Source organism: Halapricum salinum (genome assembly GCF_004799665.1).
Lineage (GTDB): Archaea > Halobacteriota > Halobacteria > Halobacteriales > Haloarculaceae > Halapricum > Halapricum salinum.
Window position 1 is genome coordinate 1,189,409 of record NZ_CP031310.1, and the last position, 13,347, is coordinate 1,202,755.

Sequence of the window (13,347 nt, forward strand, 5' to 3'; positions counted from 1 at the left end):
GGGCGTATCAATCTATCTCAATAGGCGTTTTCGAGCACGCCCGCAATCTCCTCGACTGTGGGTTCGAATCCCGGCGGCGCGTTCGCCGCAAACGAGTCAGCCAGGATCGATCGCGCGACCCCCTCGAACTCCTCCGGTTCGGGTCCCTCGACGTCCCGAAGTCGGGTCGGCAATCCGAGCGCGTCCCGAATCTCGATCACGCGCTCGACCACCGCCGTGGCCAGCTCGGCGGCATCGCCCACACCCAGACTCTCGGCCAGTAAGCCACGGCGGGCATCGACCTGTGCAAAGAGGTATTCGAGGACGTGCGGCGCGATGACGGCGTGGGCCGCGCCCTGCTGGACCGGGTAGGTGCGGGTCAGCCCGTGACCGAAGGCGTGGATGAGAGACATCTTCACGCCGTCTGGTCGCCAGATGCCGTACTGGACGAGCAGCAGGCCCTCGACCACGGGTTCGAGTGCGGCGGCGTCGACTGCCCCGTCTTCGAACGCCTGCAGACCGTGGGCCAGCAGTTCGAGCCCGCGCCCGGCGGTCGCGTCGGTGATCGGCGTGGCGTTCGCGGCGTAGAGGGTCTCGATGCCCTTGTCGAAGCCGTTCATCGCCGAGGCAGCCAGTATCGATTTCGGGGTCGTCGCGACCAGTTCGGGGTCGGCCAGGACGGCCCGCGGCATCAGTTTCGGGTCGGAGATCCCGCCGCTCGCGGCCGAATCGACCAGCCCCGAGGCGGGATCGGCCGTGACACCCGCGCCCTGTGAGAGGTCTGCTCCCGCCAGCGTCGTCGGGACGGCCACGACCGGGGCGGGGTCGTCGGGAACGCTGATCGTCCCCGTCTCCACGAGTTCGTCGGCCACCGTCTGGATCGCGCGGTCGTCGCCGGCCAGGATAGCCGTGAGCTTCGCGACGTCCAGACTGGAGCCGCCGCCCAGACCGACGAGCACGTCGGCATCGTGTGTGCGATAGGATTCGACCGCGGCCGCGGCCGTAGCCAGCCGTTTCTCGGGCGTCGTCTCCGCGAAGACGCCCGCGAGTCGCTCACCCAGGCCCTCCGTGACGGGATCGATCACTGTCGGTGTCGAGCCGACGGTCGAGCCACAGACCACCAGCGCGCGCTCGAAGCCCTGGCTGGCGAGTTCGGCTTCGAGATCGCCGATACAGCCCCGGCCGGCACGAATCACGCCCGGCTCGTACGCGAAGCGAAAGCGCTCACTCATGAGCGCTCAGTACCCCGGGGCGGATCGAACGGCGGGAGTTGGGCTTCGATCTCTCCGCGTTCGTCTTCGAGCCAGTCGGGCAAGACGAGCCGCGATCCCAGTTCGGCGACGTCCTCGTCAGCGGTAAATCCGGGGTCGGGCGTCGCGAGTTCGAAGAGGATACCGCCGGGTTCGCGGCAGTAGACCGACTGGAAGTAGGTGCGGTCGATGACGCGACTCGACCGGAGGTCGTGGTCGGCGAAGTCGCCGCGCCACTCCGCTTCGGCGTCAGTATCGGGCGCTTCGAAGGCGACGTGGTGGACCGTCCCGACGCCCATCCGACCGCGTGGCTGGTTCGTCTCGACGAGGTCCAGCGGTTGGCTGCCGGCGGGCGTCCGGTAGCGCCGCCGGTCCCCAGCCTCGGCGTCGAGTCCGTATCCCAGTACCTCGGTGAGAATCTCGTGGGTCGGCTCGAAGGTCTCCACTGCGAGGGTCACGCTGTGGAAGCCGCGCAGTTGATGCTCGGCCGGGACAGGGCTGTCCTCCCAGGCGACGGTGTCGGCGTCGAGTGCCGACTCACTGGCGATCAGTTCGAGACCGATCCCGTCCGTGTCCGCGAACGCAAGCACCGGCTCGTCGAATCTGGTCGTCTCCTCGACGTCGACGCCGCGTTCGTCGAGGCGGTCGCGCCAGTACACCAGTGACTCGGGTCGAATACGGTAGGCAGTCGCGGCGGTCTGGCCCGCGCCGAACTCGCCCTGACGGCCCGTCTCGCCCCAGGGAAAGAACGTGATGTTCGTTCCGGGTGTGCCAACACCGTCACCGAAATAGAGGTGGTAGGTCCCGGTGTCGTCGTGATTGACAGTCCGTTTCACCAGGCGCAACCCGAGCGTCTCGACGTAGAAATCGGCGTTTCGCTGGGGATCGCCCGCGATCGCCGTCACGTGATGGAGGCCAGAGGTCGTGGGAGACATACTCGGCCTTCGCGTTCCAGCGTGGAATGGTTTGGCTGTCGTGGCCGCACGCGGTCACTCCTGGTCGACCGAAAGCATCGCCTCGACGTCGTCCCAGGAGAGGTACAGCCGCGCGCCCAGTGTCCGGGCCGCAAGCGCGCCGCAGGCGTTGGCGACCGCCAGTGCCTGCGCTGTCGTGCGGTCCTCCCGAGCGGCCAGAAACCCGGCAGCGAAGGCGTCGCCCGCACCCGTGGTGTCGACCGGCTCGACCGGAAAACCGAGGTGAGAGACGGTCGTGGCGCCTTCGCGGACCTCCGCACCGTCGGCTCCGTGTTTGACCACGACCGTCCGGACGCCATCGAGGAGTCCCTCGCTCTCGACAAGGTCGGCCTCGCGGTCGTTCACGAAGAGACAGTCGGTCAGTTCGACGACGGGATCGTAGGCACGATCTGCGATCCGTCGCCCGGGATCGAAACTCACCGACACGCCGGCTTCGACCGCTGTCTCGGCCAGTTCCAGCGCCGTGGCCGGCCGCTGATTCGTGAGGTGGAGATGATCGGCCCCGCGGATCGCCGCGACGTCGACGTCGTCCACGGAGTAGTGTTCGTTCGCGCCCTCGTTTCCCAGCACCATCACCTCGCCGCCCCGGTCGACGACGAGGTATTTTACTGTCGTCTCGCCTTCGGCCACCTCGACGAGGGCTGTCTCGACGCCGAGGGCGTCCATCTCCCGGCGGACGAGGTGGCCGTGCTCGTCGACGCCGACACTGCCGATCAGCGTCGTCTCGACGTCGAGCCCTGCCAGCACGGCCGCGGCGTTCGAGGCGCTGCCGCCGCCGGCCTGGCGCTGGCCCGTGATCCGGGCCTCGCCGTCGGCCTCGGGCAGGCGGTCGACCTGCAACGTGACGTCCCAGTTGACGTGGCCGGCACAGACGATCCGGGTCACGGATCGGTCCCCGCATCGGATCCAGTAGACCGTCGATCCGCTGGTTCGGCCCAGGGCTCGGTCGTCCCCTCGCCGAAGAGTTCGCGCATGAGCGTGACGATACTCTCGGGCGGGAACTGCCCGTGCTCGGTGACGATCGCGTCCAGATAGCGCGGCGGCGTCACGTCGAAGGCGGGATTGTCGACGGCGATCTCGCCGATTGCCCCGCGCTGTTCCTGACTGATCACCTCCGATTCGTCGCGCAGCTCGATCTCGACGGTGTGGCCCGTGAGCGTGTCGGGGTGGAGTTTGATCGTCTGAGCGGCGACGACGATCGGCGTCCCGCGGTCGCGGGCGTTGACCGCCAGCCCGGACGTCCCGATCTTGTTGACGACGCTGCCGTCGGCGGCGATAGCGTCCGCGCCCACCATGACGTGATCGACGTCGTTGAGGTAGCGACGCGCCGCCGAGTCGACGATCAGCGTCACGGGCACGTCCAGGTCCCGGAGGCGCTCGGCAGTGATGTGACCCTGATTGCGAGGGCGGGTCTCCTTGACCACGGCGGTCAGTTCTTTGCCCTGCTCGCGGGCGGCTTCGACACACGCCAGGACGTCCGTCGAGTGGCAGTGAGTCATGATACAGTCGCCGTCGCGCAGTCGATTCGCCCCGACCTGCCCGAGGTCGTCCTGCGCGCGATCGAGTTGCGAGCAGAAGGCGTCGGCGGCGGCGAGCGTCGATTGCCGGAGTGCCTCGACGGTCTCGCCCTCGACCCGCCGGAGGACGTACCGGAGGGCGTTGGGCAGCGAGACGGCCGTCGGGCGCGTATCCAGCAGGTGTCGAGCCGCGGCCCGGAGTTCGGCCCGAAACGCTGCGGGCGTCTCGGCGTCGCTCTCGCGGGCCTGGGCCCGGAGCGCGTCGGCGGCCGCGTCGGCGATGGGTGCTGCGCCGCGTGTCTCCATCGCCGCGATGTCGGCGGCGACCGCCTCGACCGTCGGATGCACGTCTGCCATGCCAGTCACGTAGGGGACCGACTGGCAAAAGTGTGTGACTGATAGTGATTACTGTAGGTCTGTTCCGGATTGGCCACACACCTTCGTGCGGTCATACCGGTAAATCGCTACAGTAAGCACTATGAATCGCTGTGACAGGCGGAAAAACAGCGGGGTCAGGCCATCGCGATGCCCTGCTCGGCTTCGAGCAGTTCGTGATAGCGATTGCGGATGGTGACCTCGGAGATGTCGGCGACCTCCGAGACGGCGGCCTGCGTGGTCTTCTCGTTGGTGAGCAGCGAGGCGGCGTAGACCGCCGCGGCTGCGAGACCGACCGGGGATTTCCCCGAGTGGACGCCCTTCTCTTTGGCGTTGGTCAGCAGTTCGCGAGCGCGGTGCTCGGCCTCCTCGCTCAGTTCGAGATCACTCGCGAAGCGCGGGACGTAGCTCTCGGGATCGGCCGGCTTGACTTCCAGCCCGAGTTCGCGGACGACGTAGCGGTAGGTGCGGGCGATCTCGTCTTTTTCGACGCGGGAGACCTCGGTAATCTCGTCCAGCGACCGGGGAACGCCGGCCTGGCGCGCGGCGGCATAGACGGCGGAAGTCGAGACGCCCTCGATCGAGCGACCCGGCAAGAGGTCCTCGTCGAGCGCGCGACGGTAGATGACCGAGGCCGTCTCGCGGACGTTCTCGGGCAGCCCGAGCGCCGAGGCCATGCGGTCGATCTCCCCCAGTGCCTGCTTGAGGTTGCGCTCTTTGCTGTCGCGCGTGCGGAAACGCTCGTTCCACTTGCGCAGGCGCTGCATCTTCTCGCGCTGGTTCGACGACAGGGAGTTGCCGTAGGCGTCCTTGTCACGCCAGTCGATGTTCGTACTGAGTCCCTTGTCGTGCATCATGTTCGTGGTGGGTGCACCGACGCGGCTTTTCTCGTCTTTCTCCTTCGAATCGAACGCACGCCATTCGGGGCCGCGGTCGATCTCGTCGGCGTCGACGACCAGTCCGCAGTCGTCACAGACCGTCTCGCCGCGCGCGTCGTCGGTGATCAGCCGGCCGCTGCACTCCGGACAGCTGAGGTCGTTCTGTTCGTCTGTCTCCTCTTCTACGTTTCGTGCTCGGGTTCGTGTTGTTTCGCTCATGGTGGTGGCTCCGAGGGCGGACGCTATCCGGGCAGGAATTCCCTGGAAAAACCCGGACGCTCGTTGGCTGACCAATCGGTTAGTCGCAACCCTATAAATCAGTTTCGGTATCTACAGCTGTAGTGGTGCTCTCGGCCGTTATCGTGATGTTTGGTGTCGGGTAACATGCTATTGAAATAGGAGCCTAATTATAGAGCCGGGGGCTGATAGTGGTTACTGTCGGTCTGTTCCACAGCGACCGCCCGACTCCGGACGGTCGTAGCGGTAAATCGCCACAGTAATCACTATGAGACGGAGTATGGAGGTCGCAGTCGGGAGCACGAATCCGGTGAAGGAGCGGGCAGTCGAGCGCGCGCTCGCCGGCAGGGCAGCGAGCGTGCAGGCTCTCGCCGTCGAGTCGGGCGTCGCCGAGCAACCCCGGGGTCGGGCGGAGACGATCGCGGGCGCGGACAACCGGGCGCGGCGTGCGCTGGCGACGGTCGAGGCCGACCTGGGCGTCGGCATCGAAGGCGGCGTCGCGACCGTCGAGGCGGTGGACGGGCACTTCCTGATCATGTGGGCGAGCGTCACCGACGGAGAACGACTCGAACGCGGTGGCGGTCCCTCCATCAGACTCCCCGAGTCGATCGCCGACCGAATCCGCGCGGGCGAGGAACTCGGCCCCGTACTCGACGACGTGCTCGACACCAGCGGTGTTGCGACCGAGCAGGGCGCAGCCGGCGTGCTGACTGATCGAATCGTCGATCGGGAGTCGTCGCTGGTCCACGCTGTGGCGGGTGCGCTCGGTCCGTTTCTCACCGAACAGTACTAGTCCTGCCCGGCGGCGGCCTCGACCTCACTGGCGTCGCGGCTCTCTTCTACCGCAGTAGTGAGCGAAACGTTGAGCCAGGCCATCGAAACGAGGCCGCCGGCCAGCGTCACGAGGTTCTTGACGGCGTGGTCGACGATGGCGACGCTGATCGCCAGCGCGCCACCGAGCGGCGTCAGCCCGACGACGATGATCGCGAACGCGCCCTCGTACAGCCCGAGACCTGCAGGCGTGAGCGGCAGCACCTTCGCGAGGTTGCCGACGCTGACCGCGAAGAAGGCCACACCGAGCAGGAACGGCGTGAGTTCGACGCCGAAGGCGGCGAGCACGACGACCGCAGTGAGGACGTCGATAGTCCAGATCAGCAGGCTCGTCGCCCCGACCAGCGCGAACGCCCGGCGGTCGCTGGCCACCGTCTGCACGTCGCCGGTGAAGCGTTCGATCACGCCCGCCACGTAGTCGGCGTAGGCGTCCGAACTCAGCCGGGAGACGGTCGCCCGGACGTAGTTGCGCTCGCTACGCGCGCTGAGGACGATCACGACCGTCGCGAGCACGGCGGCGACGCCGACGCCCGCCGCGACCAGCATCGCCGTCTGCCCGGCGGCGACGCCGACGCCCGCCGCGACCAGCATCGCCGTCTGCCCGGCGGCTTCCTGGCCGCCAGCCAGTTCCGCACCACCGATCGCCGACTGAATCTCCGCCGGTGACATCGTGATTGCCATGCCGACGACGACAGCGCCCGCGAGAAACGCGATCGTCAGCAGATCGAAGACGCGTTCGATCGCCAGCGACGCGAAGCCCGATGGATAGGGGACTGACCGACGTGCTTTCACCACGTACGCGCGAACGGCGTCGCCGAGCCGTGCCGGGAAGACGAGGTTGCCGGTCTGACTGATGAATATCGCACCCGTCAGGAACGCAGGGTCGGAGCGATACCCGAGTTTCGAGAGGATGTCCCGGTAGCGAAGTCCGCGAAGCGGCCAGGAGGTGACGTAGACGACTGCGGCGAGCGCGACCAGCGCGAGATCCGCGTCCTGCATGTAGCCCCAGACCTCGCCCGGATCGAGGTAGGTCGTCATGAGCAGGAGGGCGACGAACACCAGCAGGGTGCCGGCGGCGATGCTCACCCGGCGGTCGATCCGCGGGCTGACCGCCACCTGCCACCAGGTGCGGACGATCTGGCTGCCCATCCCGAAGACGTCCCGGACGAGATCGACTTTCGAGTCGCCCTTGGGCGCCCACTCGACGGGGAACTCCCTGACGTCGTAGCCCGCCCGCTGGGCGCGCACGAGCACCTCGGTGTCCCAGAACCAGTGGTCGTCCTCGACATCGTCGAGGAGGGAGAGTAGCGCGTCGCGGTCGAAGGCCTTGAAGCCACACTGGTGATCCTGGAGGTCCGAGCGCAGGAAGAGTCGGACGAGCGTGTTGAACCCCTTGCTCGGGATGTCGCGTTTGGCCGGCCGATCGGCGGCCTCGCCGGGGAGCAGGCGCGACCCCGTCGCGACGTCGTACCCCTCGGTGCGGACGCTCTCGACGAGTTCTTCGAGATGTCGCATATCGGTGGCGAGATCCGTGTCGAAGTAGACCAGCGTCTCGCCGCGGGCCTGGTGGAAGGCGTATTCGAGCGCGCCGCCGCGGCCGAGGCGCTCGTCGCTGTGGACGTGGCGGACGCGGTCGTCCGCCTCGGCCATCCGGCTCGCGATCTCGGGTGTGCGGTCGTCACAGCCGTCCTCGGCGACGATCACCTCGAACGAGCCTGCGGGGAGAAAGGTGGCGAGCGTCTCGAGCGTGATATCGACAGTTCGCTCGATGGTGTCCTCCTCGTTGTACGCCGGGAGGACGACGCTCACCTCGACCGCACGGGTCATGACACCTACTAGCGGCGACGCGAGGTAAGAAGTTTCTGTTTGGTCAAAACGGAGTTTGATCGGCTGCGCCTGCACAGGGGAACCTTCTTTGTGATCCGGGAATCACCTACAGCGTATGTCAGTTCGGGCCGCCGGTAGCGTCGTCGTTCAGATCGACGCTATCGGGGGATTCGTCGGCGAGCAGCCCCTTGTCGTCGCGGCCGCCCTCCTCGCAGTCGCCCTCCTGGCTGGCGTGGGCGTGTGGGGACTCAGTCGACTGCGCCGGTCGGCCGGCGAGCGCTTCCAGCGGCTACTGGGTGCCCACGACGCGGTCACGGTGTTGATGCACCCGAATCCGGACCCCGACGCGATGGCCTCGGCGATGGCCGCCTCGGCGCTGGCCGAAGACGCCGGCGTGACGACGACCATCCAGTATCCGGGGCAGATCCGCCACCAGGAGAACCGCGCGTTTCAAACTGTGCTCGACCAGAACTTCGAACAGATCGAGACCGCGGGCGACCTCGCCGATGGGGCAGTCGTCCTGGTCGATCACAACGAGGCCAGAGGATTCCCCGGCGCCGACGGGATCGATCCGATCGCCGTCGTCGATCACCACCCGGGCGAGGGAGAAGGCGAGTCGTTCACCGACGTCCGCGACGACTACGGCGCGTGTGCGACGATTTTCAGCGAGTACTTCGACGACCTCGGCTGGGAGCCCAGCCACGACGAGCGGAAGCTGACGCCGATCCTGGCGACGGGGATGCTCTACGGAATCCAGTCGGACACCAACCACCTGACGAACGGGTGCTCGCGCGCGGAGTTTCAGGCCGCGGCGTACCTCTACGGCGGGATCGACGAGGACGTCCTCGACCGGGTCGCAAACCCCGAGGTCGACGCCGAAGTCCTGGAAGTCAAAGCCCGGGCGATCACCAACCGCGAGGTACGCAATCCCTTCGCCGTCAGCGACGTCGGTGAGGTCGGCAACGTCGACGCGATCCCGCAGGCTGCCGACGAACTGCTCCGTCTGGAGGGAGTGACGGCGATCGTCGTCACCGGTACCTGCGACGGGACGATCCATCTCTCGGGCCGGTCGCGTGACGACCGGGTCCACATGGGCAAGGCGCTGAAGGCCGCGACCGAGGGAATTCCGATGGCCGAAGCGGGCGGTCACGCCCGGATGGGTGGCGGTCAGCTCTCGGTGGATCACATGGAGGGGATCGGGCCCGGCGACGGCGTCTCCTTCGAGGAGTTCACCGAGCGGCTGTTCGAGGCGATGACCGGCGAGTTGCAGTAAGGATTTTGTGTCACCCCGCCGGAACGACAGTATGGTCCACTGCCCTGAATGTGACGCGACCTTCCAGACCCCCGAGGACGTCGTGTTCGTCGACACTGACTCTTCGCTGGGATTCATCTCGGCCTCGAAGCGCTACTACACGATGGAGTGTGCCCACTGCGGCGCGGTCATCGGCAGCGGCGTCGCCGGCGCGAAGTCCAACGCCGGCGGCGGCGCGACCTGACCAAAAACATTTCAATCCACCGACCACACCACCGCATATGGCACACTGCCCTGAATGTGACGCGACCTTCCAGGCCCCCGAAGACGTCGCGTTCGTCGACATGGAATCGGAGACGAAGATTTTCGGCGCCTCGAAGCGATTCTACATAGTCGCCTGCGACCACTGCGGCGCGGCCATCGGCGGCGGCGTCGCCGGCGCGATGTAACCGAATCTCGACTCGATAACACGTCCTTTTCCCCTCCGCGCGCCAACGAGGAGTATGGCGACCTACGAGGGAACCTGGGCCTATCGCGACCGCTTTCACGAGGACTTCGCCCGCACCTACTTCCGACCGTTCGGCGACTTCGCGCTGTCGAGTATCGGCGTCGGCACCTATCTGGGCGACCCCACAGACGAAGCCGACGAGCAGTATCACGAGGCCATCGTGACGGCCCTCGAATCGGGCGTGAACGTCATCGACACGGCGATCAACTACCGCTGTCAGCGCAGCGAGCGCGTCGTCGGCGCGGCCATCGCGGACAGCGAGAGTCAGCGCGACGAGGTGTTCGTCGCGACCAAGGGCGGGTTTCTGCCCTTCGACGGCTCACAGCCCGACGATCCCGGGCGCTACCTCCACGAGAAGTTCGTCGACTCCGGGCTCGTCGACCGTGACGACCTCGCGATGGGCCAGCACTGCATCGCGCCCGACTACATCGACGCGATGGTCGACCGCTCGCTGGACAACCTCGGCCTCGACAGCGTGGATCTGTACTACGTCCACAACCCCGAGACACAGTTGGAGGTGCGCTCTCGTGAAGCGGTCTACGACCAGCTCGAAGCCACCTTCGAGGTGCTCGAACGCCGCGCGAACGACGGCGATCTGGGGGCCTACGGCCTGGCGACGTGGGAGGCGTTTCGAGTTCCCGAGGGCGACGATAGTTATCTCTCGCTGCCCGAAATTCTCACGCGAGCCGAGCAGGCGGCCGCGACGGTCGGCAACGAGGAGTCACACTTCGAAGCGATCCAGTTGCCGTTCAACGTCTACATGGCCGACGCGTTCACGACCCCATCCCACGACACCGACGCGGGGCCGAAGAGTGTCCTCGAAGTCGCCCACGAGGCCGACCTGCACGTCTTCACCTCGGCGAGTCTCATGCAGGGCAGACTCACCAGTGAAATGCCGGATCGTGTCGAGGCCGAGTTATCGGGCGAGACCCGCGCCCAGCGCGCGATCAACTTCGCCCGGAGCGCGCCGGGCGTGACCTGCGCGCTCGTGGGGATGGGATCGTCCGAACACGTCGACGAGAACGTCGCTGCCGGGACATTCGAGCCACTCGGGGCGGGTGCGTTCGACGCTATTTTCGAGTAAAACAGATCCTCGCTAGCCAACCTCTTTCCACTCGCGACCACACTCCGGACACAGCCGAACAGTGCCGATCTCGTCGGGGTCGTTCTGGGACTTCAGGACCTCGCCGCACTCGACACAGGAGAGTCGCTCGTAGGTGTCTTTCTCGAGGTCGCCCGAGCGCAGCCCCTTCCTGACAGATTCCATATCGAGGGGTATGCGAGCAATTGCCAAAAAGGCCGGGGCAAGAGACGACAGTCGGCGGACAGCACGGCCGGAGAGGCGCAAGCCTTGACACCCTCCCGTTCCAAGCGCGCTCGTGTCTCGTCGCCGACTGTTCGGGTCGCTGTGTACGCTGGTGTTCCTGGTCAATCTCGCCCGGGTCGTCTTCGCGCCGCTGGTCGAGCCGCTGCAGAGCGCGTTCGGCACCTCCAACGCGACCATCGGACTGACGGTGACGCTGGCGTGGGTCGGCAGCGCCCTCCCGCGGATCCCGACGGGCTATCTGCTGACCCGAGTCCCTCGCCACTACGTCGTCGGCGCGACCGGCCTCGTCCTGACGGCGGCCTCGGTGTTCATCGCCGCGGCCGACAGCGTCGCGCTGGTGATGGTCGGCGCGCTCGCGATGGGGCTGGCCAGCGGCGCGTACTTCATCGCCGCCAACCCGCTGGTGAGCGAACTCTTTCCCGAGCGCGTCGGGAGTGCGCTCGGGATCCACGGCATGTCCAGTCAGATCGGCGCGGCCGTGGCCTCACTGCTGGTCTCGGCCGCCCTGGTGGTCGGCGACTGGCGAACCACCTTCCACGCCATCGGGGCCGCTGCGCTGCTCTCGACTGGGGTGTTCGTCCTCGTCACCCGCCGGAGCACGCTCCCCGAGGCCGGCGGCGAGGACCGTGATCTACTGGCGGCCGTCCGCCACCAGTGGCGGATCGTCCTCGCAGGCGTGCTCATCATCAGCGCCAGCGGCTTCGTCTGGCAGGGCGTGTTCAACTTCCTCGATAGCTACCTCCGGACCCGCGGCTTTTCCGGCGGGGACGCCCGACTCCTGCTGACTGGCGTGTTCGCCGCCGGGATCCCCGCGTTCGCGGTCACGGGCTGGCTCGCAGATCGGGTGGCGATCGTCCCTCTCTTGCTGTCGATCCTGGCTGGCTTCTCGCTGTGCGTGCTCGCGCTGACGCTCCCGTTCGGGACGGGATGGGTTGTGGGCGTCTGTCTGGTGCTGGGCTACGTGGTTCACAGCCTGTTCCCGGCGATGGACACCTACCTGCTCGGGTCGCTGCCCGACCGCCACCGCGCCAGCGCCTACGCCGTCTACAGCGGGACGATGATGCTCATCCAGGCGACCGGAAGCTGGTCGGTGGGACTGCTCACCGATTCGGGCCTCAGTTTTACGCTGGTCTATCGCGGCTTCGCCGCCGGGCTGGCGGTCGTCCTCGTCGGGCTAGTCGCTGCGCATCTGGCCGGGCGGTTGCCCGCTGGCGCGCGGGCGTGACTCGGGTTGCACCCCACCCGTAGTCCGTGTCCTTATTTTCCTGCCGTCCTGAGTTCCGCACGATGGAGTACGTCCAGGAGCGGATCACCACGCTCCACGACTTCGGCGGGGCCGCCCCCGACGCCCCGACCGACCGGGCGACGGTCGTCGTCCCGATGACCGAGCGCGACCACGCGAGTCTCGCGGCCGAGCGAGTCTTTGCCACCCTCGAATCGGTCGCTCCCGCACAGGTGCTCGTGGCGCTACGGGCCGACCCCGAGCAAGTCCGAGAGGTCCGGGCGTGGCTCGACGGCTTCGACCTGCCGATCGAGGTCCTGTGGTGTGACGCGCCGCCGCTGGTCGAGAAACTCGCTGCGGCCGGCCTCGAGGGGAAACGTGGCAAAGGCCGAGACGTCTGGCTGGCGCTGGGCGTGGCCGCCAGCGACACGGAGTTCGTCGTCGTCCACGACGCCGACGCCAGCAGCTACGCCGAAACGCACGTCCCGCGGCTGCTCTTTCCACTCGACCACGGTTTCACGTTCTCGAAGGGGTACTACGCTCGCGTCGAGAACGGGCGGCTGTACGGGCGGCTGAACCGCCTGCTGTACGTCCCGCTGCTCCGCGCGCTGGACGAGGCCCACGACGATCCGATCGTGGACTATCTGAGTGCGTTCCGGTACTCCCTCGCTGGCGAGTTCGCGATGACCAGCGACCTCGTGCGGAAGGTCCGGGTCCCGCGGTCGTGGGGGCTCGAAGTTGGAACGCTCGGCGCGGCCTTCCGGCTGGCGGGCTTCGAGGGAACCGCGCAAGTCGACCTGGGCCAGCACGAACACGACCATCGCTCGGTCAGCGGTCCCGAGGGGTTGAGCGACATGAGTCGGTCGGTCGTCCGGGCGCTGTGCTGGGTGCTCGAGGAGTCGGGGGTCGACCCGGACTTCGAGACGCTGCCGGATCGCTACCGGGAGTGGGCCGAGCGACTGATCGAGCAGTACGCCGCCGACGCCGCGTTCAACGAGCTGGAGTACGACCGTGCCAGCGAGCACGACCAGGTCGAGGCCTACGCCGCGACGATCACTCCTCCCAGCGCGGACACTCGGCTGCCGGCGTGGGCCGAGGCACCGATCTCGCCCGAGACAGTCAGAGAGTGCTCACGCGAAGGATTAGCCGAGCACGCGCGGCGCTGACCAG

14 protein-coding genes are annotated in these 13,347 nt (G+C 67.2%); 7 read left to right on the plus strand and 7 right to left on the minus strand.

Annotation, left to right across the window (positions count from 1 at the left end; translation table 11 throughout):
- Positions 1–17 precede the first annotated feature (17 nt).
- The 5 genes from DV733_RS05965 to DV733_RS05985 all read right to left on the minus strand — a co-directional run bounded on the left by DV733_RS05965 (position 18) and on the right by DV733_RS05985 (position 5,192).
- Positions 18–1,211, minus strand: coding sequence for an iron-containing alcohol dehydrogenase family protein (locus tag DV733_RS05965; protein ID WP_049995619.1), 1,194 nt, complete (start codon positions 1,209–1,211; stop codon positions 18–20).
- The gene (locus tag DV733_RS05970; protein ID WP_049995618.1) at positions 1,208–2,164 is read right to left on the minus strand and encodes a ring-cleaving dioxygenase; all 957 of its coding nucleotides are present in this window, start codon (positions 2,162–2,164) and stop codon (positions 1,208–1,210) included. Before DV733_RS05970 ends, DV733_RS05965 begins: the two co-directional genes overlap by 4 nt.
- 54 nt (positions 2,165–2,218) lie before the next feature.
- Positions 2,219–3,088 carry a carbohydrate kinase family protein gene (locus DV733_RS05975; RefSeq protein ID WP_049995617.1) on the minus strand — a complete coding sequence of 290 codons (870 nt, stop codon included), beginning with the start codon at positions 3,086–3,088 and terminating at the stop codon, positions 2,219–2,221.
- The gene (locus tag DV733_RS05980; protein WP_049995616.1) at positions 3,085–4,077 is read right to left on the minus strand and encodes a ribose 1,5-bisphosphate isomerase; all 993 of its coding nucleotides are present in this window, start codon (positions 4,075–4,077) and stop codon (positions 3,085–3,087) included. Before DV733_RS05980 ends, DV733_RS05975 begins: the two co-directional genes overlap by 4 nt.
- A gap of 155 nt (positions 4,078–4,232) precedes the next feature.
- On the minus strand, positions 4,233–5,192 hold the full coding sequence (locus tag DV733_RS05985; RefSeq protein ID WP_049995615.1) for a transcription initiation factor IIB: 960 nt from the start codon (positions 5,190–5,192) through the stop codon (positions 4,233–4,235).
- 298 nt (positions 5,193–5,490) lie between these two features.
- Here DV733_RS05985 and yjjX point away from each other — a divergent pair, with 298 nt between their 5' ends.
- Complete coding sequence (yjjX, locus tag DV733_RS05990; RefSeq protein WP_049995614.1) at positions 5,491–6,003, plus strand: inosine/xanthosine triphosphatase; 513 nt, start codon at positions 5,491–5,493, stop codon at positions 6,001–6,003.
- Here the strand turns inward: yjjX and DV733_RS05995 are convergent.
- Positions 6,000–7,868: a flippase-like domain-containing protein gene (locus tag DV733_RS05995; RefSeq protein WP_136342293.1), complete on the minus strand. Its 1,869-nt coding sequence runs from the start codon at positions 7,866–7,868 to the stop codon at positions 6,000–6,002. The two genes, yjjX and DV733_RS05995, sit on opposite strands and share 4 nt — an antisense overlap.
- 115 nt (positions 7,869–7,983) lie before the next feature.
- On the opposite strand from DV733_RS05995, the gene DV733_RS06000 reads away from it, so the two are divergent.
- From DV733_RS06000 to DV733_RS06010, 4 genes are read left to right on the plus strand one after another with little or no spacing between them, the layout of a single operon-like run.
- Complete coding sequence (locus DV733_RS06000; RefSeq protein WP_049995612.1) at positions 7,984–9,141, plus strand: DHH family phosphoesterase; 1,158 nt, start codon at positions 7,984–7,986, stop codon at positions 9,139–9,141.
- Positions 9,142–9,172: 31 nt separating this feature from the next.
- Positions 9,173–9,364, plus strand: coding sequence for a hypothetical protein (locus tag DV733_RS06005; RefSeq protein ID WP_049995611.1), 192 nt, complete (start codon positions 9,173–9,175; stop codon positions 9,362–9,364).
- A gap of 37 nt (positions 9,365–9,401) precedes the next feature.
- Positions 9,402–9,569: a hypothetical protein gene (locus DV733_RS17275; RefSeq protein WP_170178690.1), complete on the plus strand. Its 168-nt coding sequence runs from the start codon at positions 9,402–9,404 to the stop codon at positions 9,567–9,569.
- A gap of 54 nt (positions 9,570–9,623) precedes the next feature.
- On the plus strand, positions 9,624–10,712 hold the full coding sequence (locus DV733_RS06010) for an aldo/keto reductase (protein WP_049995610.1): 1,089 nt from the start codon (positions 9,624–9,626) through the stop codon (positions 10,710–10,712).
- A gap of 12 nt (positions 10,713–10,724) precedes the next feature.
- Here DV733_RS06010 and DV733_RS17280 read toward each other — a convergent pair whose 3' ends face one another.
- Entirely contained in the window at positions 10,725–10,895 is a 171-nt protein-coding gene (locus tag DV733_RS17280; protein ID WP_170178691.1) for an HVO_0758 family zinc finger protein, read from the minus strand.
- A gap of 112 nt (positions 10,896–11,007) precedes the next feature.
- On the opposite strand from DV733_RS17280, the gene DV733_RS06015 reads away from it, so the two are divergent.
- Complete coding sequence (locus DV733_RS06015; RefSeq protein WP_049995609.1) at positions 11,008–12,180, plus strand: MFS transporter; 1,173 nt, start codon at positions 11,008–11,010, stop codon at positions 12,178–12,180.
- A gap of 62 nt (positions 12,181–12,242) precedes the next feature.
- Positions 12,243–13,343: a glycosyltransferase family protein gene (locus DV733_RS06020; RefSeq protein WP_049995608.1), complete on the plus strand. Its 1,101-nt coding sequence runs from the start codon at positions 12,243–12,245 to the stop codon at positions 13,341–13,343.
- Positions 13,344–13,347: the final 4 nt, after the last annotated feature.

What these genes read in the sequence shown, in the direction of transcription:
- DV733_RS05965 (WP_049995619.1), bottom strand. Translation starts at nt 1,211, where the DNA reads ATGAGTGAGCGCTTTCGCTTCGCGTACGAGCCGGGCGTGATTCGTGCC.
- DV733_RS05970 (WP_049995618.1), bottom strand. Translation starts at nt 2,164, where the DNA reads ATGTCTCCCACGACCTCTGGCCTCCATCACGTGACGGCGATCGCGGGC.
- DV733_RS05980 (WP_049995616.1), bottom strand. Translation starts at nt 4,077, where the DNA reads ATGGCAGACGTGCATCCGACGGTCGAGGCGGTCGCCGCCGACATCGCG.
- DV733_RS05985 (WP_049995615.1), bottom strand. Translation starts at nt 5,192, where the DNA reads ATGAGCGAAACAACACGAACCCGAGCACGAAACGTAGAAGAGGAGACA.
- yjjX (WP_049995614.1), top strand. Translation starts at nt 5,491, where the DNA reads ATGGAGGTCGCAGTCGGGAGCACGAATCCGGTGAAGGAGCGGGCAGTC.
- DV733_RS05995 (WP_136342293.1), bottom strand. Translation starts at nt 7,868, where the DNA reads ATGACCCGTGCGGTCGAGGTGAGCGTCGTCCTCCCGGCGTACAACGAG.
- DV733_RS06000 (WP_049995612.1), top strand. Translation starts at nt 7,984, where the DNA reads ATGTCAGTTCGGGCCGCCGGTAGCGTCGTCGTTCAGATCGACGCTATC.
- DV733_RS06005 (WP_049995611.1), top strand. Translation starts at nt 9,173, where the DNA reads ATGGTCCACTGCCCTGAATGTGACGCGACCTTCCAGACCCCCGAGGAC.
- DV733_RS17275 (WP_170178690.1), top strand. Translation starts at nt 9,402, where the DNA reads ATGGCACACTGCCCTGAATGTGACGCGACCTTCCAGGCCCCCGAAGAC.
- DV733_RS06010 (WP_049995610.1), top strand. Translation starts at nt 9,624, where the DNA reads ATGGCGACCTACGAGGGAACCTGGGCCTATCGCGACCGCTTTCACGAG.
- DV733_RS17280 (WP_170178691.1), bottom strand. Translation starts at nt 10,895, where the DNA reads ATGGAATCTGTCAGGAAGGGGCTGCGCTCGGGCGACCTCGAGAAAGAC.
- DV733_RS06020 (WP_049995608.1), top strand. Translation starts at nt 12,243, where the DNA reads ATGGAGTACGTCCAGGAGCGGATCACCACGCTCCACGACTTCGGCGGG.